This window comes from Pedococcus sp. NPDC057267 (assembly GCF_042668795.1).
Classification (GTDB): Bacteria; Actinomycetota; Actinomycetes; order Actinomycetales; family Dermatophilaceae; genus Pedococcus.
The window spans coordinates 1-19,676 of the sequence record NZ_JBHUYG010000010.1; the positions used below are offsets into that span (position 1 = coordinate 1).

The window sequence follows — 19,676 nt, forward strand, 5'->3', positions numbered from 1 at the left end:
GCGCGGTTGCCCGCGCGGCACACCGGCCTTGTGGCTCAGCCCTCGGCGGCGTCGCCGACGGTTTCCACGACCGGGAGGTCGAGGCTGCCGGGGTGCGGGGTGCCGGTGAAGGTGAACGTCTCCGCCTTGCCCTCGCCCTCGGTCTTGACCAGGACCAGCTCGCCCGGCTTGAGCTCGCCGTAGAGGATCTTCTCCGACAGCACGTCCTCGATCTCGCGCTGGATCGTGCGACGCAGCGGACGGGCGCCGAGGACCGGGTCGTAGCCCTTCTTCGCCAGGAGGTTCTTGGCGTCGATGGTGAGCTCGATGCCCATGTCCTTGTCCTTGAGCCGCTTGTCGAGCTTGGCGATCTCGAGGTCGACGATGGCGACGATCTCCGCCTGCGTGAGCTGCGGGAAGACGATCGTGTCGTCGACGCGGTTGAGGAACTCGGGCCGGAAGTGCTGCTTCAGCTCGTCCTGGACCTTGTTCTTCATCCGCTCGTAGTCGCTGCGGGAGTCGGGCCCGGCCGAGAAGCCGAGCGAGACGCCCTTGGCGATGTCGCGTGTGCCGAGGTTGGTGGTCATGATGATCACGGTGTTCTTGAAGTCGACCATCCGGCCCTGGGAGTCGGTGAGGCGGCCGTCCTCGAGCACCTGCAGCAGGCTGTTGAAGATGTCCGGGTGGGCCTTCTCGACCTCGTCGAAGAGGACCACCGAGAACGGCTTGCGCCGCACCTTCTCGGTCAGCTGGCCACCCTCCTCGTACCCGACGTAGCCGGGCGGGGAGCCGAAGAGCCGCGAGACCGTGTGCTTCTCGGAGAACTCGCTCATGTCGAGCTGGATCAGGCTGTCCTCGTCGCCGAAGAGGAACTCCGCGAGCGTCTTGGCCAGCTCGGTCTTACCGACACCGGTCGGACCGGCGAAGATGAACGAGCCACCGGGACGACGCGGGTCCTTCAGGCCGGCGCGGGTGCGGCGGATCGCCTGGGACAGCGCCTTGATGGCGTCGTCCATGCCGACGATGCGCTTGTGCAGCTCGTCCTCCATGTGGAGCAGCCGCGAGGACTCCTCCTCGGTGAGCTTGAAGACCGGGATGCCGGTGGAGGCGGCCAGGACCTCGGCGATGAGCTCCTCGTCGACCTCGGCCACGACGTCCATGTCCCCGGACTTCCACTGCGACTCGCGCTCGGCCTTCTGGGCGAGCAGCTTCTTCTCGTCGTCGCGCAGGCGCGCGGCCTTCTCGAAGTCCTGCCCGTCGATGGCCGACTCCTTCTCGAGCCGCACCGAGGCGATCTTCTCGTCGAACTCGCGCAGGTCCGGCGGTGCGGTCATCCGGCGGATGCGCAATCGCGCGCCCGCCTCGTCGATGAGGTCGATCGCCTTGTCCGGCAGGAACCGGTCGTTGATGTACCGGTCGGCGAGGTTCGCCGCGGAGACCAGCGCGGAGTCCGTGATGGACACGCGGTGGTGCGCCTCGTAGCGGTCGCGCAGGCCCTTGAGGATCTCGATCGCGTGGCTGAGCGTCGGCTCGGCGACCTGGATCGGCTGGAAGCGGCGCTCGAGCGCCGAGTCCTTCTCGATGTGCTTGCGGTACTCGTCCAGGGTGGTGGCACCGATGGTCTGGAGCTCGCCCCGGGCCAGCATCGGCTTGAGGATGCTGGCGGCGTCGATCGCGCCCTCGGCGGCACCCGCACCGACGAGGGTGTGGATCTCGTCGATGAACAGGATGATGTCGCCGCGGGTGCGGATCTCCTTGAGGACCTTCTTCAGCCGCTCCTCGAAGTCACCGCGGTAACGGCTGCCGGCGACGAGCGCGCCGAGGTCGAGGGTGTAGAGCTGCTTGTCCTTGAGGGTCTCGGGCACCTCGCCCTTGACGATGTCCTGGGCCAGGCCCTCGACGACCGCCGTCTTGCCGACACCGGGCTCGCCGATGAGGACGGGGTTGTTCTTGGTGCGGCGGGACAGCACCTGCATGACCCGCTCGATCTCCTTCTCGCGCCCGATGACCGGGTCGAGCTTGCCCTCGCGGGCGGCCATGGTGAGGTTGCGGCCGAACTGGTCGAGCACCAGCGAGCCGGCAGGAGTGCCCTCCTGCTGCACGCCCGCACCGACGCCGGCGGTCGCGCCGCCCTCCTTGCCCTGGTAGCCGGAGATGAGCTGGATGACCTGCTGGCGCACGCGGTTGAGGTCCGCGCCCAGCTTGACGAGGACCTGGGCGGCGACGCCCTCGCCCTCGCGGATGAGGCCGAGCAGGATGTGCTCGGTGCCGATGTAGTTGTGGCCGAGCTGCAGCGCCTCGCGCAGGCTCAGCTCGAGGACCTTCTTCGCACGCGGCGTGAAGGGGATGTGGCCGCTCGGGGCCTGCTGCCCCTGGCCGATGATCTCCTGGACCTGCTCGCGGACCGACTCCAGCGAGATGCCAAGGCTCTCCAGGGCCTTGGAGGCGACACCCTCACCCTCGTGGATGAGGCCGAGCAGGATGTGCTCGGTCCCGATGTAGTTGTGGTTGAGCATGCGCGCCTCTTCCTGCGCGAGCACGACCACCCTCCGGGCCCGATCGGTGAACCGTTCAAACATCTCTTCTGCTCCTGCCTATCGAGATCATCTCGATGCTATCCGTGCTGCCTGACCGTGGCGCGTCCCATTCGGCGACCGATACGCGATCGGGACGAACGGACCACCCCGCCCACGTCCTTCCTGCGGGCCGGCCAGGTGGCTCACCGTGCGCAACGCGGCGCTTCCCCGCGCTGTTCCCGGCCCTGAGTCGGGTCGGCTCAATTCCGCCGTGGGCGGACAAAAGGCGCTGCCGCCGTGGGCGGACACGGGGCACTGTCGCCGTGGGCGGACAAAGGGCGCTGCCGCCGTGGGCGGACAAAGGGCGCTGCCGCCGTGGGCGGACACTGGGCGCTGTCGCCGTGGGCGGACCAAGGACCTCGGGGTCACGCGCCGGGACCCTTCCTGCGGACCTCCTCCACCTGCTCCATGGCCGCGCGCAGCTCGGCGAGCCAGGTGTCGGACCGCTCCCCCACGAGCTTGACGCACCACGCGAGCGCGTCCGCGCGCGAGCGGGCGACCCCGGCCTCGACGAGCGTGTCGAGGACCCGCCGCTCGGGCTGGCGCAGCCGGGTCATCACGGGGGCTGCGAGGTGCGTGAAGAGGGACTCGTGCCCGCCGACCCGCACCCCCCAGCTCACCTTGCGACCAGAGAGGTGCTCGAGCTCTCGGGCGATCTCGATGCGGCGCTCGCGGGTCTCCTCGCGGAAGGTCTTCGCCCGGCCGCGGGCGGCGACCTCGCGGTCGGCCTCGGCGGCGTCGTCGGGCAGGTCGGGGGCGGCGAGGTCGCCCCAGATGATGAGCTCGTCGCGGTCGCGGCTGACCTCGACGGGGCCGGTGAACCAGTCCTGCGGGAGGCGGCCGGCCAGCCATGCCTCGGCGGTGGCGCGTGCAGTCATGTAATCATGATTACTCGGTTGCACCGTACGGGGAAGGGGTGAGCCGTCCGCCCACGGTGAACACGGAAAGCCAGCCGGGCGGCCGCCGAACTTGTTCACGGACGGGAATCCCTGAAGAAGTTCCAATCCGGCTCCGACACGGGAGCGAATCCGGGGCAGGAGGCGCCCGCCGGGGGTCGCCCCGTCCGGAAAGGAACGACCATGAGCACAACCAGGACCACGACCGTTCGAGCCGTGCTGGCAGCCGGCGCCGTCGCCGCTGCCACGGCCGGCCTCGCCGCCCTGCCCGCCCAGGCGGCGTCCACCGCGACCGTGACCGTGGTGCACGGCATCCCGAAGACGCCGGTCGACGTGTACGTGGACGGCACGAAGGCCCTGTCCGACTTCCAGTTCAAGACCGTGACGAACCCGATCAGCCTGCCCGCGGGTTCGCACCAGATCGCGATCCGCCCGGCGGGTGCGGCCAGCAGCTCCACGCCGATCCTCACCCTGGCCCCCACCCTGCCGGCCGGTGCCAACGCCACGGTCGTGGCCTACCTGACGGCCGACGGCAAGCCCGCCCTCAAGCCGTTCATCAACCCCACCACTGCGGTGCCCGCCGGGATGGGCCGCGTCATCGTGCGGCACACCGCGGCAGCCCCGGCGGTCGACGTCCTGGCCGGCGGCAAGCCGATCATCTCCAAGCTCACCAACCCCAACGAGGCCATGCTCATGGTCCCGGCCGGCACCGTGTCCGCGTCCGTGGCCGCTGCCGGCACCACCAAGCCGGTCATCGGCCCGGTCGACCTCCCGGTGACCTCCGGCAAGACGCTGGTGGTCTACGCGATCGGCAGCCTCCAGGACGGCAGCCTGACCGCGGTGACGCAGAGCTACTCCAGCGGTGGCAGCGCCGCCCCCAGCTCGGTCAACGCCGGCACCGGCGGCCAGGCGGCCGACCGTGGTCCCGCGGCTGCCCTGCTCGCCCTGTCTGGCCTCGCCGGGGCCGCGCTCGTCGTCGGTGGCACCCGTCGCCGGGCGACCGCGACCGTCCGTCGCTGACGAACCGACGGCCTGACAGCACCATGTCGGACACGGGGCGCCGGTCACGGCGGGGCATCGTCCCCGTCGCGGCCGGCGTCCTGCTGCTCGCCGCCACCGGCGTCGGCGTGGCCGTGAAGGCGTCCGACCAGCCGCTCCCCGACGCGGGTGCCCTCCCTGCCGCCACCGCCACCGCCTCGACCACGCGAGCGCCCGGGGCCGCCGACCGGACGTCGACCGGGTCCCCCACCGGTTCGCCCAGCACGGCCGCGGATCCGTCGGGCGGCCCGACCGGCCCCACCATCGCGGCGGACAGGTCGTTCGAGCCCACTATGGTCCGGGTGCCCGCCATCGGCGTCTCGGCCCCCGTCGTTCCGACCGCGGTCGACGGAAGCGGGGCGCTCGGCATCCCCGAGGACCCCCGTGAAGTGGGCTGGTGGTCCGGCGGAGCCGCGCCGGGGTCCCCCTACGGCACGACCCTGCTCGCGGGGCACGTGGACTCGGCGAGCAGGGGGCTCGGCAGCCTCGTCGACCTGAGCCGCGCGCCCATCGGGGCCCGGGTCACCGTGACGGGGGCGGACGGCGCCTCCCAGGCCTACCGCGTCGTCGCCCGCCGGTCCTACCCCAAGGCGACCCTCCCGACCACGGAGCTGTTCCGCCAGGACGTCCCGGCCCGGCTGCTCCTCATCACCTGCGGCGGGCAGTTCGACCGCAGCACCGGCCACTACGAGCGCAACGTGGTCGTCTTCGCCGTCCCTGTCTGAACGGGTCCGTCGGGGACTGGTTGGGGGGCGCGCAGGCGCCCCCACCCGCGAAACGGGCCTGTCCGGACCCGTTTGGCGCTCGGAGTGCGGCTCACGGGTGCGAAACGGGCCCGTCCGGAACCGTTTCGCCCCGTCAGCGCAGGTGGCGCTGGTCGCTGATCCGCCTGGCCTTGCCGAGCGACCGCTCGAGGCTGTGCGGGTCGAGCACCTCGACCCGCACGGTCACCCCGATCCGGTGCTTGATGCGGCTCGCGAGCTCGCGCGCCATACCTGCCCGCTCGTCCGGGCCCGACGAGGAGGACGCGGCCTCCACCTGCACGGTGAGCTCGTCCATCCGCCCCGGGCGGGTGAGCACGCACAGGTAGTGCGGCGCCAGCCCGTGGATGGTGAGGATCTGCTCCTCGACCTGGGACGGGAAGACGTTGACCCCCCGCACGATCATCATGTCGTCGGTGCGGCCGGTGATCTTGGCCATCCGCCGGAACTGCGGGTGGGCGGTGCCCGGCATCAGCGTCGTGAGGTCGCGGGTGCGGTAGCGCACGACCGGCATGGCCTGCTTGGTGAGGGAGGTGAAGACGAGCTCCCCCTCCTCTCCGTCCGGCAGCACCTCACCGGTGATCGGGTCGACCACCTCCGGGTAGAAGTGGTCCTCCCAGATGTGCAGGCCGTCCTGGGTCTGCCCGGACTCCTGCGAGACGCCCGGGCCCATGACCTCGGACAGTCCGTAGATGTCGACCGCCCGGATGTTCGACCGGCGCTGCACCTCCTCGCGCATCGCCTCGGTCCACGGCTCCGCGCCGAAGATGCCGATCTCGAGGGAGGTGTCCTTGGGGTCGATGCCCTGCGCCTCCATCTCGTCGAGGATCGCCAGGAAGTACGACGGCGTCACCATGATCACGCGCGGGCGGAAGTCGACGATGAGCTGCACCTGCCGCTCGGTCATGCCGCCGCTGACGGGGACGACGGTGCAGCCGAGCCGCTCCGCGCCGTAGTGCGCGCCGAGCCCGCCGGTGAACAGCCCGTAGCCGTAGACCACGTGGAGCACGTCGCCCGGCCGCCCGCCTGCCGACTCGATCGAGCGGGCCATCACCTGGGCCCAGGTGTCGATGTCCTCCCTGGTGTAGCCGACGACGGTGGGGCGGCCCGTGGTGCCGCTCGAGGCGTGGATGCGCACCACCTGCTCCCGCGGGACCGCGAACATCCCGAACGGGTAGTTGTCGCGCAGGTCCGCCTTGGCGGTGAACGGGAATCGGGCGAGGTCCGAGAGCTCGCGCAGGTCGCCCGGGTGCACGCCGGCGTCGTCGAAGGCCTTGCGGTAGTGCGGCACGTTCTCGTACGCGTGGGCGAGGCTCCAGCGCAGCCGGTCCAGCTGGAGGGCGCGCAGCTCTTCGACGGTGGAGACGACGGTGTCCATGGCGGCATCCTCGCACCGGCCCCTCCCCCGCCGGTATGCCGTGTGGCCGCCGCCCGCGCACCACGGGACCCGAGGTCGCGCCCGCCCGGCGACTCGCGCCGATTTCCCGTGGGTGACCGGCGCGGCGGCACGGCCAACCTGAGAACTTCCCGTGAAAGGCCTGCACCCGTGTCGCGCGAACGGGTTCGGACGTACGCTCGCAAGGGTGGACCGGCTGGGGCTGCCTGCGGTCGACCGGGAGCCCAGGGGGGAGACGGTCGACGCCCCCGCACGCCGCCCCTGGCGGGACCGGCTGCCCCGCCTGCACGGCCGCGCGCTCGTGGCCCTCGTGGCGCTCCTCGTCGCCCTCCTGGCCGTCGGCACCTGGGCCATCACCCGGGGCCCCGGCACGCCACCACTGACCAGGGCCGACGTCAACGCCGCGGTGCGCAGCGGCATCGCCGACGCGGAGAAGCGGGCACGGCAGGCACCACCCGATGCGGCCACGGCATACGACACCGCCCGACCGTCCCTGGTGACGGTGGAGGGACGGCTCGCGAACGGCACGTCCACGGGGGCGGGCACCGTCATCGCGCAGGACGGCACCGTGCTCACCGCCCTGCACGTCGTCGCGAAGTCCTCGAGCATCGAGGTGACCTTCGCCGACGGCACCCGCTCGCCGGCCACGGTCGAGAAGCAGGACGCCGCCTCGGACATCGCCGTGCTGATGCCGAGCCGGCTGCCGCAGGTGGTCGTCCCGGCGGTCCTCGGCGGCGGGGTCCGGGTGGGCGACCCGGTCTTCGCCCTCGGGAACCCGCTCGGGCTCACGCACTCCCTGTCGGCGGGTGTGGTGTCGGCCACCGGTCGCACCGTCGAGGTGGAGCAGGGCCGCACCCTCAAGGACCTCATCCAGTTCGACGCGGCCGTCAACCCCGGCAACTCCGGCGGCCCGCTGCTCGACCGGGACGGGCAGGTCGTCGGTGTCGTCACGGGACTGGCCAACCCGTCGCGCCAGAGCTTCTTCGTCGGCATCGGCTTCGCCGTGCCCATCGCCACGGCCGGCGGCACCGCCGGCGCCCCGCCCCAGTGACCGGACAGCCGCGTCCGCCCGACCGTGACGACCCCGTCGCGCACCTCGAGGAGCACCGCATGGACCCGCACCGACCCGAGCCGCACCGGCCCGAGCCCCACCGAGCCGAATCCGGTCGGCAGCACCCGCTCGAGCAGGCGCTCTACGAGGTGAAGAAGACCATCGTCGGGCAGGACCAGCTGCTCGAGCGGATGCTCGTCGCGCTCCTCGCCCGGGGCCACCTGCTCGTCGAGGGCGTGCCTGGGCTGGCCAAGACGATGGCGGTCAAGACGCTGGCGCAGGCCGTGGGCGGGCAGTTCCAGCGGATCCAGTTCACGCCGGACCTCGTGCCCGCCGACGTCGTCGGCACGCGCATCTGGAACCAGAAGGAGGGCGACTTCCAGGTCTCGCTCGGCCCGGTGTTCGCCAACCTCGTCCTCGCCGACGAGATCAACCGGGCGCCGGCGAAGGTCCAGAGCGCGCTGCTCGAGGTGATGCAGGAGCGGCAGGTGACCATCGGGCGCGAGACCTACCAGGCCCCCGACCCGTTCCTCGTCATGGCGACCCAGAACCCGATCGAGTCCGAGGGCACCTACGCGCTCCCGGAGGCCCAGGTCGACCGGTTCATGCTCAAGGTGCTCATCGGGTACCCCACTGCCGCAGAGGAGTTCGTCGTCGTCGAGCGGATGACGACGACGTTCGAGAAGGCCCAGCAGGTGCTGACGACCGAGCAGCTGGTCGAGTACCAGCAGCGCACCGACCGGGTCTACGTCGACCCCGCGGTGATCGAGTACGCCGTGCGGCTCGCGAGCGCGACGCGGGCGCCCGCCGACGTGGGGCTGGGCGAGCTGGCCCGGTTCATCTCCTTCGGCGCCAGCCCGCGCGCGTCGATCAACCTGGTGCTGGCCGCCAAGGCGCTGGCGTTCCTGCGCGGGCGCGACTTCGCCCGGCCGCAGGACGTGCGCGACCTCGCCCGTGACGTGATGCGCCACCGCCTGGTCCTGTCGTACGAGGCGCTCGCCGAGGGCATCTCCGCGGACGACCTGCTCGGGCCGGTCCTCGACGCGGTGGGTATGCCGGACGTACCGCTGCGCGACCGCCGCCACCAGACCAGCGAGGCACCGTGGACACCGCAGCCACGCTGACCCCGGAGAGCCTGCTGCGGCGGCTGCAGTGGCGCGTCGTGCGCCGCCTCGACGGGCGGCTGCAGGGCGACTACCGCACGCTCTTCCGGGGCAGCGGCCTGGACTTCACCGACCTGCGCGAGTACGAGGCCGGCGACGACCTTCGGCACATCGACTGGAACGTCACGGCGCGGATGGACACCCCGTACGTCCGCGAGTACGTCGAGGACCGCGAGGTCACGGCGTGGCTGCTGCTGGACCGGTCCGCCTCGATGTCCTTCGGCCCGGTGGACCGGCAGAAGTCGCTCGTCACGGCGGAGGTCGCCACGACCCTCGCCTACCTGCTCGCCCGTGGCGGCAACCGGATCGGCGCGCTGCTGCTGGACGCCGGGGTCCGGACCATCCCGCCGGGCTCGGGGCGCAACCAGGTGCTGCGCATCTCGCGGGCGCTGCTCGAGCCGCCACGCGAGTCGTCCGACCGCACCACCACCGACCTCGGGGTGCTGCTCCACGCCGGGCTCGGCGTCGCGCGGCGGCGCTCCCTCGTCGTCGTGGTCTCGGACTTCATCAGCCAGCCGGGGTGGGAGCGCCCCCTGTCGCTGCTCACCCGGCGCCACGACGTCGTGGCCCTGCAGGTCGCCGACCCCCGGGAGACCGACCTGCCGTCGGTGGGCATGGTCTACGTCGAGGACGCCGAGACCGGCGAGCAGATCTTCGTCGACACCAGCGACCCCGCGTTCCGGCGCCGGCTGGGCGAGGTGGCCGCCGAACGCCAGGAGGAGCTGGTGGCCGCTGCCCGCAGGGCGGGCACCGACCTGCACCGCGTGGCCACGGACGACGACCTCGTGCGCTCGCTCGCGCGGATCTCCGAGCTGCGTCGCCGGAGGCGCGGATGACGTTCGTCTGGCCCCTCGCCCTGCTGGCCCTGCTGGTCGTCCCCGTTCTCGTCGTGGCGTACCGCGGCCAGGAGCGTCGACGCGCAGAGGGCCGGGCGCGCCTGGCCGCGCAGGGGTTCGTCGTGCCGCAGACCTCGCAGCAGGGCGCACGGCGGCACGTGCCGGCAGCCCTGCTCCTCGCATCGCTGACGCTGCTGCTGTTCTCGCTGGCCCGGCCGGAGGCGACGGTCTCCGAGCCGCACCGGGAGGGCACGGTCATCCTGGCCTTCGACGTGTCGACGAGCATGGGAGCCAAGGACGTCACGCCCACCCGGCTCGAGGCGGCCAAGGCCGCGGCGGCCTCGTTCGTCCGTCGCCAGCCCGCCGGCATACGCCTGGGGGTGGTGGCGTTCGGGGACAGCGCGGTCGTGGCCCAGCAGCCCACCGACGACCGGACCATGGTGCTCGCCGCGATCGACCGGCTCAGCCCCCAGGGCGGCACGTCGCTCGGGCAGGGCATCGTGGCGGCCCTCGGGGCCATCGCGGGGAAGCCGATCACGGTGCCGCAGGGCGACGACGGCTCGCTGGACGGCGTCGACGTCGGCTACTACGGGTCGGCGGCGATGGTGCTGCTGTCGGACGGGGAGAACACCACGCCGCCTGACCCGCTCGCCGCAGCCGACCTCGCGTCCGCCGCCGGGGTGCGCATCTACCCGGTGGGTCTGGGCAGCCCGGAGGGCACCGTCCTGCAGGTGGACGGGTTCTCGATCGCGACCGCGCTCGACGAGGCCACCCTGCAGCAGATCGCCCAGCGGACGAACGGGCAGTACCGGTCGGCCTCGGACGCGACCGCGCTCGCGAAGGTCTACGACTCGGTCCACCTGGCCTGGACGGCGCGCAGCGAGAAGCGCGAGGTCACCTCGTGGTTCGCCGCCGCCGCTGCCCTGCTCCTGCTGGCCGGCGCGGCCCTGTCGGTGCTGCGGTCGGGACGGGTGGTCTGACATGCGCTTCGGTGTCCCCTACGCGCTTCTGGCGCTCCTCGCGGTGCCGGCGCTCGCGGCGGCATACGTCTGGCAGCTGCGGCGACGGCGGCGCCAGGCGATCCGGTTCTCCAGCGTCTCGCTCCTGCGGACGGCGCTGCCGCAACAGCGTCGGTGGCGCCGGCACGTCCCGGTCGCGCTCGTCCTGGCCGCGCTGGCCCTCCTCGCGGTCGCCGGCTCGCGGCCCCAGGTCCGGGCGCAGGTGCCGATGTCGAGCTCGGCGGTCATCCTCGCCATCGACGTCTCGGGGTCGATGTGCTCGACGGACGTCCAGCCCAACCGGCTGAGCGCCGCCCAGCAGGCCGTGCGCCAGTTCATCGACCGGCAGGACGGCGACCTGCGCATCGGGCTCGTCGTCTTCTCCGGTTTCTCCGAGCTCGCGGTCGCGCCCACCACCGACCACGACCAGCTGCGCCAGGCCGTGGACGCCCTCACGACCGGGCGCGGCACCGCCATCGGTTCAGCCATCCTGAAGTCCATCGACGCCATCGCCGAGATCAACCCCGAGGTCGCGCCGTCCGACCCGCTCGCCGCGATGCCACAGACCGATCCGTCGCAGCCCGTGCCCACCGAGCCCGCCCCCGGCTCACCGACCCCCGGGCCGCCCAGCGGCGTGCGGACCGCGCCGGAGATCGTGGTGCTGCTCACCGACGGCGCCAACACCCGGGGCGTGACGCCGGCCGCGGCGGCCCAGCAGGCGGCGCAGCGGGGCGTGCGGGTCTTCCCCATCGGCTTCGGCACGACGCACCCCACCCAGATGGTGTGCACCCGCCAGCAGCTCGGCGGCGGGGCGCTCGACGGCCCCCCGGGGAGCTTCGGCGGCGGCTTCGGCGGCGCCATCGGACCCGGCGGTCGCAACTTCCTCGTCGTCGACGAGGCCGCGCTCAAGGACGTCGCCGACACCACCGGCGGCCGCTACTTCAAGGCGGAGGACGCCGGGCAGCTGCAGGACGTCCTCAAGAACCTCCCCGCCCAGGTGGACCGGCAGGAGCGGACGGTCGACCTCAGCGTCGGGTTCGCCGCGCTCGCGGCGCTCGTGCTGGTCCTCGGGCTGGCCCTCGGGGGCAGGTGGGCCGCGCACCCCCAGTGACGGGTGGCGGCCAGCCCGTTCGGGCCCTCGGCTCGGGTGCCGCAGGGGGGCGCCTCCGGACCAGGGTCAGCGGCGACGCTGGCAGCGCCCGCACCAGAACAGGTTCCGGCCGGCCACGACCTGCGTGCGGACCCGCGACCCGCAGACGCGGCAGGGCTCGCCCTGGCGGCGGTAGACGTAGGAGGTGCGCTCGAGCAGCGGCGTCGCCGAGCCGCCGGCGAGCTGGGCGCGGACCTGCTCGACCTGCTCCTCGACGGTGACGATGCGCCCGGTCGCCACCCCCAGCGGGAGCAGGTCGACGAGGTCTCGCCAGATGGCGTCCCAGGTGCTGCGGCGGATCTCCCGGCCCGGGCGGAAGGGGTCGACCCGCTGCCGGAACAGGACCTCGCAGCGGTAGACGTTGCCCACCCCGGCCAGGACCGCCTGGTCCATGAGCAGCTCGGCGATCGTCTTGCCGCTGCGGCTGATCCGGCGCCAGGCGAGGTCGGGGTCGGGCTCGGGACGCAGCGGGTCGGGGCCGAGCCGGGAGGTGACCGCCTCCACCTGCTCGGGCGTGATGACGGCGCAGAGGTTGGGGCCGCGCAGGTCTGCGACGTGCTGGTCGGTCTGCAGCCGCAGCCGCACCTGCCCCGCGACCGGCGTCGCGCCGGCGTACTCGTGGCCGTCGACCGAGAACTTCCCGATCAGGCCGAGGTGGACGTGCAGCCACGCGTCGCCCTCGAACTCCACGAAGAGGTGCTTGCCCCACGAGGTGGCGTGCACGAGCTCGCGGCCGGAGAGCAGCTCGGCCCCGGCGGCGAACCGGCCCTGGGGGCTGGTGGCCTCCGGGCGGGTGCCGGCGAAGGCGCGGTCGAGGTCACGCGCGAGGGCGTGGATCGTGTGGCCTTCGGGCATCGGCTCAGTCGTCCGGGGTGGCGGGCTGGGCGTCCTGGGTCGGAGCGGGGGTGCCCTGGTGGTGCAGCAGCTGCCAGCGCCCGTCCCGGCGCACCCACACCGAGGACCGGTGGGCCCGTCCCTGCGCGGAGACCGAGACGTAGGTCAGGAGCACGACGTCCTCGGCCAGGGCCGTCGGCACCAGCTCCTCGGCACGGATGGCGACGGGTCCGGCATGGGCCTCGGCCTCCAGCATGTCCAGGATCGAGTCGCGGTCCCAGACCCGCCCCGACTGCCCGACCTCGCGGAAGTCGGGGTGCAGCAGCAGCCCGGCGCTGAGCCGGTCTCCGCGCACCGACCCGGTGAGCAGGGCGCGCTCGCAGTCCTCGACGACGGACAGGTCGTCGGCAGTGGGCATCGCGCTCACTCAGCTGGCCTTCTTCGCGGTCTTCTTGGCGGCTGTCTTGGACGCGCTCTTCGACGCGCTCGTGGACGTGGTCTTCTTCGCCGCCGTCGACTTCGCGGCGGTCTTCGTGGCGGCCGCCTTCTTCGCGGCCGACCCCGACCCGGCGGCCTTCTTCGCCGCCGCCTTCGGCGGGGCGGGTGCCTCGCCGCGCGACGCCTTGGCCTTGTCGACGGACCGCTTCAGCGCGGCGAGCAGGTCGACCACCTCGCCGGACTCGTCCTTGGACTCCGGGGTGAACTGCACCTCGCCGCCCTCGACCTTGGCCTTGACCAGGGCCTGCAGCGCGGCTGCGTAGTCGTCCTCGTACTCGTCCGGCTCGTAGTCCCCGGCGAGCTGCTCGATGAGCAGGTCGGCCATCGCGAGCTCCTGCTTGGTGGCCTTCTGGTCGTCGTCGAGGGTGGCGAAGTCGGGCTTGCGGATCTCGTCCGGCCACAACATCGTCTGCATCACGATGACGCCCTCGTGCACCCGCAGCACCGCCATCGTCATCCGGGTGCGGATCGAGACGGTCACGACCGCCATGCGGTTCTCGCGCTCGAGCGCGTCGCGCAGCAGGACGTACGGCTTGGTCGCCGCCTTGTCGGGCTCGAGGTAGTACGACTTGTCGAACAGCATCGGGTCGATCTGCTCGGCCGGCACGAACTTCTCGACCGAGATCTCCTTGCTGCTCGTGGCGGGCAGGTCCTTGAAGTCCTCGTCGGTGAGGACGACCATCTCGCCGTCCTCGGTCTCGTACCCCTTGGCGATGTCGTCGTACGACACGACCTCGCCGTCGATCGAGCAGATCCGCTGGTACTTGATCCGCCCACCGTCCTCGCGGTGCACCTGCCGGAACTGCACGTCGTGGTTCTCGGTGGCGGAGTACAGCCGGATGGGCACGTTGACCAGCCCGAACGACACCGCGCCCTTCCAGATGGCTCGCATACCGACGATCTTCGCGTATGCCGCGTGGCGGCGCCACGTCCCTTTTCCGCAGCTCCCCGGTCGGTGCACTGACAGAATGACCGGATGCGTCCCATGTTGGCCACGCCGGCCACGGCCCTCCCCGCCGGGAAGGACTGGCTGCACGAGGTGAAGTGGGACGGCATGCGCGTCCTGGCCGACGTCCGCGACGGCCGGCTGACGCTCACCTCCCGGGCCGGCAACGACGCGACCGCGAGCTTCCCCGAGCTTGCCGGGCTGGCCGACCTGTACGACGACATGCTCCTCGACGGCGAGGTCGTGGCGCTCGACGGGGGAAGGCCCTCCTTCGGCGCCCTCGCCGAGCGGATGCACGTGCGCGACCGCCGCAAGGCCGAGCGGCTGGCGGCGACGCGACCGGTCACCTTCATGGTGTTCGACCTGCTGCGGCTGTACGGGTCCGACCTCACCGGCCAGCCGCTGTCGGCCCGCCGCGAGCTGCTCGAGCGCCTCGACCTCGACGGCCGGCACTGGCAGGTGCCGCCTGTCTACGACGACGGGCAGGAGCTGTTCGACGCGACGCTGGAGCAGGGGCTCGAGGGCGTCGTGAGCAAGCGGCGCTCCTCCCCCTACCTGCCGGGACGGCGGTCGGCCGACTGGCTCAAGTCCCCGCACCGGACCACGCACTCCGTCGTCGTCGGCGGCTGGCGCCCGGAGCAGACGAACGACTCGGGCCGGCTCGGGGCGATCCTCGTCGGCACCCCCGACGGCGCGGGCGGCTGGGCCTTCCTCGGCCGGGTCGGCAGCGGCATCGCCGGCCGCGCGGCCACCCTGTTGGCGGAGGAGATCGGCACCGAGTCGATCGCGAGCTCCCCGTTCTCCACCCCGGTCCCCCGGGTCGACGCCGTGGGCACGACCTGGGTCGAGCCGAGGCTCGTCGTGGAGGTGCGCGCGCTCGAGGTGACGCGGGACGGCCGGCTGCGCCAGCCGGCATACCTCGGGGTGCGACCGGACCTCACCCCCGCGGACCTGCAGGAGGTCGACGGTGCCTGAGGGCGAGGTGACCCGCGTCGAGGTGGCCGGGCGCCGGCTGCGGCTGACCAGCCTGGACAAGCTGCTCTACCCGCACACGGAGACCACGAAGGGCGAGGTGCTCAACTACTACGCCCAGGTGGCCGACGTGATCCTCCCCCACCTCGCCGGGCGCCCGGTGACGCGCGTGCGCTGGCCGCACGGCACGTCCGACCAGAGCTTCTTCGAGAAGAACCTCCCGTCGGGGGCGCCGTCGTGGCTGCCGCGGGTGCAGGTCGACGACGTGACGTACCCGATGGTGGAGGACCTGTCGCACCTGACCTACCTGGTCAACCTCAACTCCATCGAGCTGCACGTGCCGCAGTGGCGCGTGGACGCCGACGGCACGCGGCTCAACCCCGACCGGCTCGTCGTCGACCTCGACCCCGGGGCTCCCGCGGGCCTGGCCGAGTGCGCCCGGGTCGCGCTCCTGGTGCGTGAGCGGCTCGGGGAGCTGGGTCTCGAGCTCCACGCGGTCACCAGCGGCAGCAAGGGCATGCAGCTCTACGCGACGATGCCCGGCGACCTGACCTCGGACCAGGCCCGCGACCTCGCCCAGCAGCTCGCGCAGGAGCTGACCAGGAAGCACCCGGACCTGATCGTCTGGAAGATGACCAAGTCGCTGCGGCCCGGCAAGGTCTTCCTCGACTGGAGCCAGAACGTCGCGGCCAAGACGACCATCTGCCCGTACTCGCTGCGCGGCAAGGACGCCCCCACCGTCGCCGCGCCGCGCACCTGGGACGAGGTCGAGCAGGGCGCCGAGGGCGGGAAGTTCGAGCAGCTCGACCTCGAGGCGGTCCTGGAGCGCCTCGACTCCGACGGTGACCTCATCGAGGACCTGCTGGCCTAGCGGTCCGCGTGCCGGTCCACGGCGGGCGGCCGCCGGCGCAGCCGCGGGCAGCCGGTGCACTCGTGCGTCCCCGGCAGCACGTAGAGGTAGCAGCACGACCCGCGCTGCGGGGGCGGCTGGCCGCAGGCCCGCGCCAGCGCCATCGCCCACACGTCGCGCACCATCTCGAGCCGCTGGTGCGTCCCGAGGTGCACGCCCGGCCGGTACGTCAGCGCGAGCTCGGTCGCCGCCGAGAGGTATGCCGCGTGCGCGGCCCCGAGCCGCTCCTCGAGCAGCACGGGGGTCACCTGCGCCTCGCGCAGCTGGACGACGACGGGGTACAGCTGTCGCGGCTCGAGCGCGAAGCTGAGCCCGGCCCCGAGCGGGTCGACCAGGTGGGCGGTGTGCACCGCCGCGTACGCCGCGGGCACCGCAGCCACCTCGAGCAGCCACTGCAGGACGAACGCCGCCGGCATCGCGGGCGGGGTCGCGGCGAGGTACTGGCGGGCCGTCGACGCGGACAGGGACGCACGCCACGGCCCAGCAGGGTCCTCACCCGCGCGCTGCCCGGCGAGGACGTCCGCCCAGCGCCACGGCAGGTCCGGGTCGTCCGGACCTGCCGCTCGCAGGGTGGGGTAGGGCAGGACCGGCCGGAGCCGGTCGACGAGGGAACGGGCGGAGATGGCGGTCAGTGCGCCTTGTCGTAGGCCGCCTGGATCTCGGCGGAGATGCGGCCACGGTCGCTCACCTGGTGGCCGTTGGCGCGCGCCCACTCGCGGACGTCGGCGAGGTCGCGCTTGGCGCCGCCACCCGACCGGCTCGAGGTGGACCGGGCGGGGGCCCGGCGGCCCGACGCGCGGCGGGCGTGCCCCACGTAGGGCGCGAGGGCGTCGCGCAGCTTGGCCGCGTTCGCGGCGCTGAGGTCGATCTCGTAGGTCGTGCCGTCGAGGGCGAACGACACCGTCTCATCGGCCTCGCTGCCGTCGAGGTCGTCCTCGAGGACGATGTTCACACGCTGGGCCATCTGGGTTCCTCTCAGGGGAAAAGGAAATCCGTACGAGAGAAAGATAGCCGGGAAAAGGACGACGGCAAAAGCAGGAAGGCGATTTCCCCGGGTTTACTCAGTCATTTTCCTTCGGGGCCGGGGAATTCTCCGCCGCCTTTTCCCGGGATTGTTCCTTTTCGTGCTCGCGGTCCCACTGGGAATGCGCGAGGCGTTCCTTGCGGTCGCCCTCGATCATGTTCTTGATGACGACCCAGAAAAGGAATCCGACGCCCGCGGACGGGATGATCGCCGCGATGTACGGCCACACCCCGCTCACCGTGCCACCTCGGGCTTGAGGTGCGGGAACAGGATGGTCTCGCGGATGTTCGCGCCGGTGAACAGCATGATCATCCGGTCGATGCCCAGGCCCAGGCCACCCATGGGCGGTGCGCCGTACTCCAGCGCCCGCAGGAAGTCCTCGTCGAGCTGCATCGCCTCGTGGTCGCCCCCGGCGGCCTTGATCGACTGGGCGGTGAGGACCTCGCGCTGCACGACGGGGTCGACGAGCTCGGAGAACCCGGTGCCGCGCTCGACCCCGGCGATGATGAGGTCCCACGCCTCGATGTGGCCGGGCTTGGAGCGGTGCGGGCGGGCCAGGGGCTGGGCGACCGCAGGGTAGTCGCACAGGAACGTCGGCTGCAGCAGCGTCGGCTCGACGAGCTCGCCGAGCAGCTCGAGGAAGACCTTGTCCTTGTCCCACGCGGGGTCGACCGGCACGTCGTGCTTCGCGGCATACCCGCGCAGCGTCTCCAGGTCGGTGTCGATGGTGACGGTCTCGCCGAGGACCTCGCTGACCGCGTCGTAGACGGGCAGCCAGCGCCACTCGGCGTCGAGGTCGACGGTGCCGCGCTCGGTCTGGACGGTGCGCGAGCCGAGCGCGTCGGCGACGCCGAGGTAGAGGTCGCGCATGAGGGCGCCGATGGTGGTCTGGTCGCCGTACGCCTGGTAGGCCTCGAGCATCGTGAACTCGGGGCTGTGGGTCGCGTCGACGCCCTCGTTGCGGAAGATGCGGCCCATCTCGTAGACGCGGTCGACGCCGCCGACGACGGCCTTCTTGAGGTTGAGCTCCAGGGCGATGCGCAGCGTCATGTCCTGGTCGAAGGCGTTCATGTGGGTGCGGAACGGCCGCGCCGCCGCGCCGCCGTGGACCAGCTGGATGATCGGCGTCTCGACCTCGAGGTAGCCCTGGCCGTCGAGGACGCCCCGGATCGCGGACAGCGCGCGGGCCTTGGTGCGCACCATGTCTCGGGACTCCTGGCGCACGATGAGGTCGGCGTACCGCTGGCGGACCCGCGCCTCCTCGGACAGGTCGTGGTGCAGCACCGGCAGCGGCCGCAGCGCCTTCGAGGCCATCTGCCAGGTCTTGGCCATGACCGACAGCTCGCCGCGCTTGGAGGAGATGACCCGGCCCTCCACGAAGACGTGGTCGCCGAGGTCGACGTCGGCCTTCCACGCCGCGAGCGACTCCTCGCCCACCTCGGCGAGGCTGAGCATCACCTGCAGGCGGGTCCCGATGCCCTCCTGGAGCGTGGCGAAGGCGAGCTTGCCGGTGTTGCGGATGAAGATGACGCGGCCCGCGACGCCCACGAGGTCGTCGGTCTCCTCGCCGGCCTCGAGGTCGCCCCACTGCTCGCGCACCTCGGCCAAGGTGTGCGTGCGATCGACCCACACCGGGTAGGCGTCACGGCCGTCGGCGAGCAGGCGGTCGCGCTTGTCCCGCCGGACCTTCATCTGCTCGGGCAGGTCGGTCTCGGGGGTGGCGACGGTCGTCTGGCCGGGGGTCGAGGTCACCTGCAAAGGGTACCCAGCGTCATATCGTGCTCCGCATGGCGGGCAGGCGAGGTCGCGACGCCGGGAACGGCGACCGTGGGTGGGCGGCGCCCCTGCCGGTGCGCCGGGTCGAGCGCAGCCCGTATGCCGCCCTGCCCCCGGACGAGTGGCCGCTCACCGTCCCGGCCGTCGCCCAGGTGCTGCGCGAGGGGCTGGACCTCGGCCGTGCGACCGTGCTCGCGGGCGAGAACGGCTCGGGCAAGTCCACGCTGCTCGAGGCCGTCGCCATGGCGTACGGGCTGTCACCCGAGGGCGGGTCGACGGGGGCCCGGCACTCCACCCGCCCGAGCGAGTCCGCCCTGCACGAGGACCTGCGCCTCGTCCGCGGCGCCGGTGCGTCGCGATGGGGGTACTTCCTGCGCGCCGAGACGATGCACGGCCTGTTCAGCTACCTCGAGGCCAACCCCGCCGGCACCCGGGACACGCCCGCCTCGGGGCCGGTCGAGCCCACCTTCCACCAGCTCAGCCACGGCGAGTCGTTCCTCGCGATGCTCAACACCCGCCGGTTCGCCGGCGACGGGTTCTTCGTCCTCGACGAGCCGGAGGCCGGGCTGTCCTTCACCGCGCAGCTGGCCCTCGTGGGCGCGCTGGCCGAGGCCCTGGCCGAGCCCGGACGGCAGGTGCTGCTGGCCACGCACTCCCCCGTCGTGGCCAGCCTGCCGGGGGCCAGGATCCTGCAGCTCGACGACACCGGGCTGCACGAGGTCGCGTGGGAGGACCTCGACGTCGTCGACCACTACCGCCGGTTCCTCGACGCACCGGAGCGGTACCTGCGCCACCTCCACTGAGCCACCCCTCGAGCCCGCCCCGGGGCGCAGGTGGGTCCGGGTGTCAGTGGCGACGCTCGGGCACGGCGA

Annotated in this window: 20 protein-coding genes; 10 read left to right on the forward strand and 10 right to left on the reverse strand. The window is 72.4% G+C overall.

What is annotated here, in order from left to right; genetic code table 11:
* Positions 1-35: 35 nt before the first annotated feature.
* Entirely contained in the window at positions 36-2,558 is a 2,523-nt protein-coding gene (locus ACFUC1_RS03995; protein WP_379116846.1) for an ATP-dependent Clp protease ATP-binding subunit, read from the reverse strand.
* Positions 2,559-2,920: 362 nt separating this feature from the next.
* A complete protein-coding gene (locus ACFUC1_RS04000) occupies positions 2,921-3,433 on the reverse strand; it encodes a hypothetical protein (protein ID WP_379116848.1) in 513 nt (170 codons plus the stop codon).
* 201 nt (positions 3,434-3,634) lie between these two features.
* Here ACFUC1_RS04000 and ACFUC1_RS04005 point away from each other — a divergent pair, with 201 nt between their 5' ends.
* Together ACFUC1_RS04005 and ACFUC1_RS04010 are read left to right on the forward strand one after the other, a co-directional pair.
* Positions 3,635-4,471, forward strand: a complete 837-nt coding sequence (locus ACFUC1_RS04005; RefSeq protein WP_379116850.1) for a DUF4397 domain-containing protein — start codon at positions 3,635-3,637, stop codon at positions 4,469-4,471.
* 23 nt (positions 4,472-4,494) lie between these two features.
* Positions 4,495-5,214, forward strand: a complete 720-nt coding sequence (locus ACFUC1_RS04010; protein WP_379116852.1) for a class F sortase — start codon at positions 4,495-4,497, stop codon at positions 5,212-5,214.
* A 133-nt stretch (positions 5,215-5,347) separates the two neighbouring features.
* On the opposite strand, the gene paaK is transcribed toward ACFUC1_RS04010, so the two are convergent.
* A complete protein-coding gene (paaK, locus tag ACFUC1_RS04015; protein WP_379116854.1) occupies positions 5,348-6,628 on the reverse strand; it encodes a phenylacetate--CoA ligase PaaK in 1,281 nt (426 codons plus the stop codon).
* 205 nt (positions 6,629-6,833) lie between these two features.
* Between paaK and ACFUC1_RS04020 the strand changes: the two genes are divergently transcribed.
* The 5 genes from ACFUC1_RS04020 to ACFUC1_RS04040 are packed head-to-tail and all read left to right on the forward strand — an operon-like array spanning position 6,834 to position 11,805.
* On the forward strand, positions 6,834-7,697 hold the full coding sequence (locus ACFUC1_RS04020; protein WP_379116856.1) for a S1C family serine protease: 864 nt from the start codon (positions 6,834-6,836) through the stop codon (positions 7,695-7,697).
* 59 nt (positions 7,698-7,756) lie between these two features.
* Positions 7,757-8,821: an AAA family ATPase gene (locus ACFUC1_RS04025; protein WP_379116858.1), complete on the forward strand. Its 1,065-nt coding sequence runs from the start codon at positions 7,757-7,759 to the stop codon at positions 8,819-8,821.
* Positions 8,800-9,696 carry a DUF58 domain-containing protein gene (locus tag ACFUC1_RS04030; RefSeq protein WP_379116860.1) on the forward strand — a complete coding sequence of 299 codons (897 nt, stop codon included), beginning with the start codon at positions 8,800-8,802 and terminating at the stop codon, positions 9,694-9,696. The genes ACFUC1_RS04025 and ACFUC1_RS04030 overlap by 22 nt, the downstream gene beginning before the upstream one ends.
* Positions 9,693-10,676 carry a VWA domain-containing protein gene (locus tag ACFUC1_RS04035; protein WP_379116862.1) on the forward strand — a complete coding sequence of 328 codons (984 nt, stop codon included), beginning with the start codon at positions 9,693-9,695 and terminating at the stop codon, positions 10,674-10,676. Before ACFUC1_RS04030 ends, ACFUC1_RS04035 begins: the two co-directional genes overlap by 4 nt.
* Before the next feature lies 1 nt (position 10,677).
* Positions 10,678-11,805: a VWA domain-containing protein gene (locus ACFUC1_RS04040; protein WP_379116864.1), complete on the forward strand. Its 1,128-nt coding sequence runs from the start codon at positions 10,678-10,680 to the stop codon at positions 11,803-11,805.
* A gap of 66 nt (positions 11,806-11,871) precedes the next feature.
* Here ACFUC1_RS04040 and ACFUC1_RS04045 read toward each other — a convergent pair whose 3' ends face one another.
* From ACFUC1_RS04045 to ACFUC1_RS04055, 3 genes are read right to left on the reverse strand one after another with little or no spacing between them, the layout of a single operon-like run.
* Positions 11,872-12,699 (reverse strand): Fpg/Nei family DNA glycosylase, encoded by an 828-nt coding sequence (locus ACFUC1_RS04045; protein ID WP_379116866.1) that lies wholly within the window; start codon positions 12,697-12,699, stop codon positions 11,872-11,874.
* A gap of 4 nt (positions 12,700-12,703) precedes the next feature.
* Positions 12,704-13,096 (reverse strand): DUF4440 domain-containing protein, encoded by a 393-nt coding sequence (locus ACFUC1_RS04050; protein WP_379116950.1) that lies wholly within the window; start codon positions 13,094-13,096, stop codon positions 12,704-12,706.
* 9 nt (positions 13,097-13,105) lie between these two features.
* The gene (locus ACFUC1_RS04055; protein WP_379116868.1) at positions 13,106-14,068 is read right to left on the reverse strand and encodes a Ku protein; all 963 of its coding nucleotides are present in this window, start codon (positions 14,066-14,068) and stop codon (positions 13,106-13,108) included.
* A gap of 84 nt (positions 14,069-14,152) precedes the next feature.
* Between ACFUC1_RS04055 and ligD (ACFUC1_RS04060) the strand changes: the two genes are divergently transcribed.
* Together ligD (ACFUC1_RS04060) and ligD (ACFUC1_RS04065) are read left to right on the forward strand one after the other, a co-directional pair.
* The gene (gene ligD / locus ACFUC1_RS04060) at positions 14,153-15,097 is read left to right on the forward strand and encodes a non-homologous end-joining DNA ligase (protein WP_379116870.1); all 945 of its coding nucleotides are present in this window, start codon (positions 14,153-14,155) and stop codon (positions 15,095-15,097) included.
* Entirely contained in the window at positions 15,090-15,965 is an 876-nt protein-coding gene (ligD, locus tag ACFUC1_RS04065; protein ID WP_379116873.1) for a non-homologous end-joining DNA ligase, read from the forward strand. The genes ligD (ACFUC1_RS04060) and ligD (ACFUC1_RS04065) overlap by 8 nt, the downstream gene beginning before the upstream one ends.
* Here the strand turns inward: ligD (ACFUC1_RS04065) and ACFUC1_RS04070 are convergent.
* From ACFUC1_RS04070 to lysS, 4 genes are all read right to left on the reverse strand, one after another.
* Entirely contained in the window at positions 15,962-16,420 is a 459-nt protein-coding gene (locus tag ACFUC1_RS04070; protein WP_379116875.1) for a hypothetical protein, read from the reverse strand. The two genes, ligD (ACFUC1_RS04065) and ACFUC1_RS04070, sit on opposite strands and share 4 nt — an antisense overlap.
* 212 nt (positions 16,421-16,632) lie before the next feature.
* Positions 16,633-16,968, reverse strand: a complete 336-nt coding sequence (locus tag ACFUC1_RS04075) for an Lsr2 family protein (protein WP_379116877.1) — start codon at positions 16,966-16,968, stop codon at positions 16,633-16,635.
* A gap of 97 nt (positions 16,969-17,065) precedes the next feature.
* Positions 17,066-17,266, reverse strand: coding sequence for a hypothetical protein (locus ACFUC1_RS04080; RefSeq protein WP_379116879.1), 201 nt, complete (start codon positions 17,264-17,266; stop codon positions 17,066-17,068).
* The gene (gene lysS / locus ACFUC1_RS04085) at positions 17,263-18,786 is read right to left on the reverse strand and encodes a lysine--tRNA ligase (protein WP_379116881.1); all 1,524 of its coding nucleotides are present in this window, start codon (positions 18,784-18,786) and stop codon (positions 17,263-17,265) included. The genes ACFUC1_RS04080 and lysS overlap by 4 nt, the downstream gene beginning before the upstream one ends.
* A 29-nt stretch (positions 18,787-18,815) precedes the next feature.
* On the opposite strand from lysS, the gene ACFUC1_RS04090 reads away from it, so the two are divergent.
* Positions 18,816-19,607, forward strand: a complete 792-nt coding sequence (locus ACFUC1_RS04090) for an AAA family ATPase (RefSeq protein ID WP_379116883.1) — start codon at positions 18,816-18,818, stop codon at positions 19,605-19,607.
* Positions 19,608-19,676 lie beyond the last annotated feature (69 nt).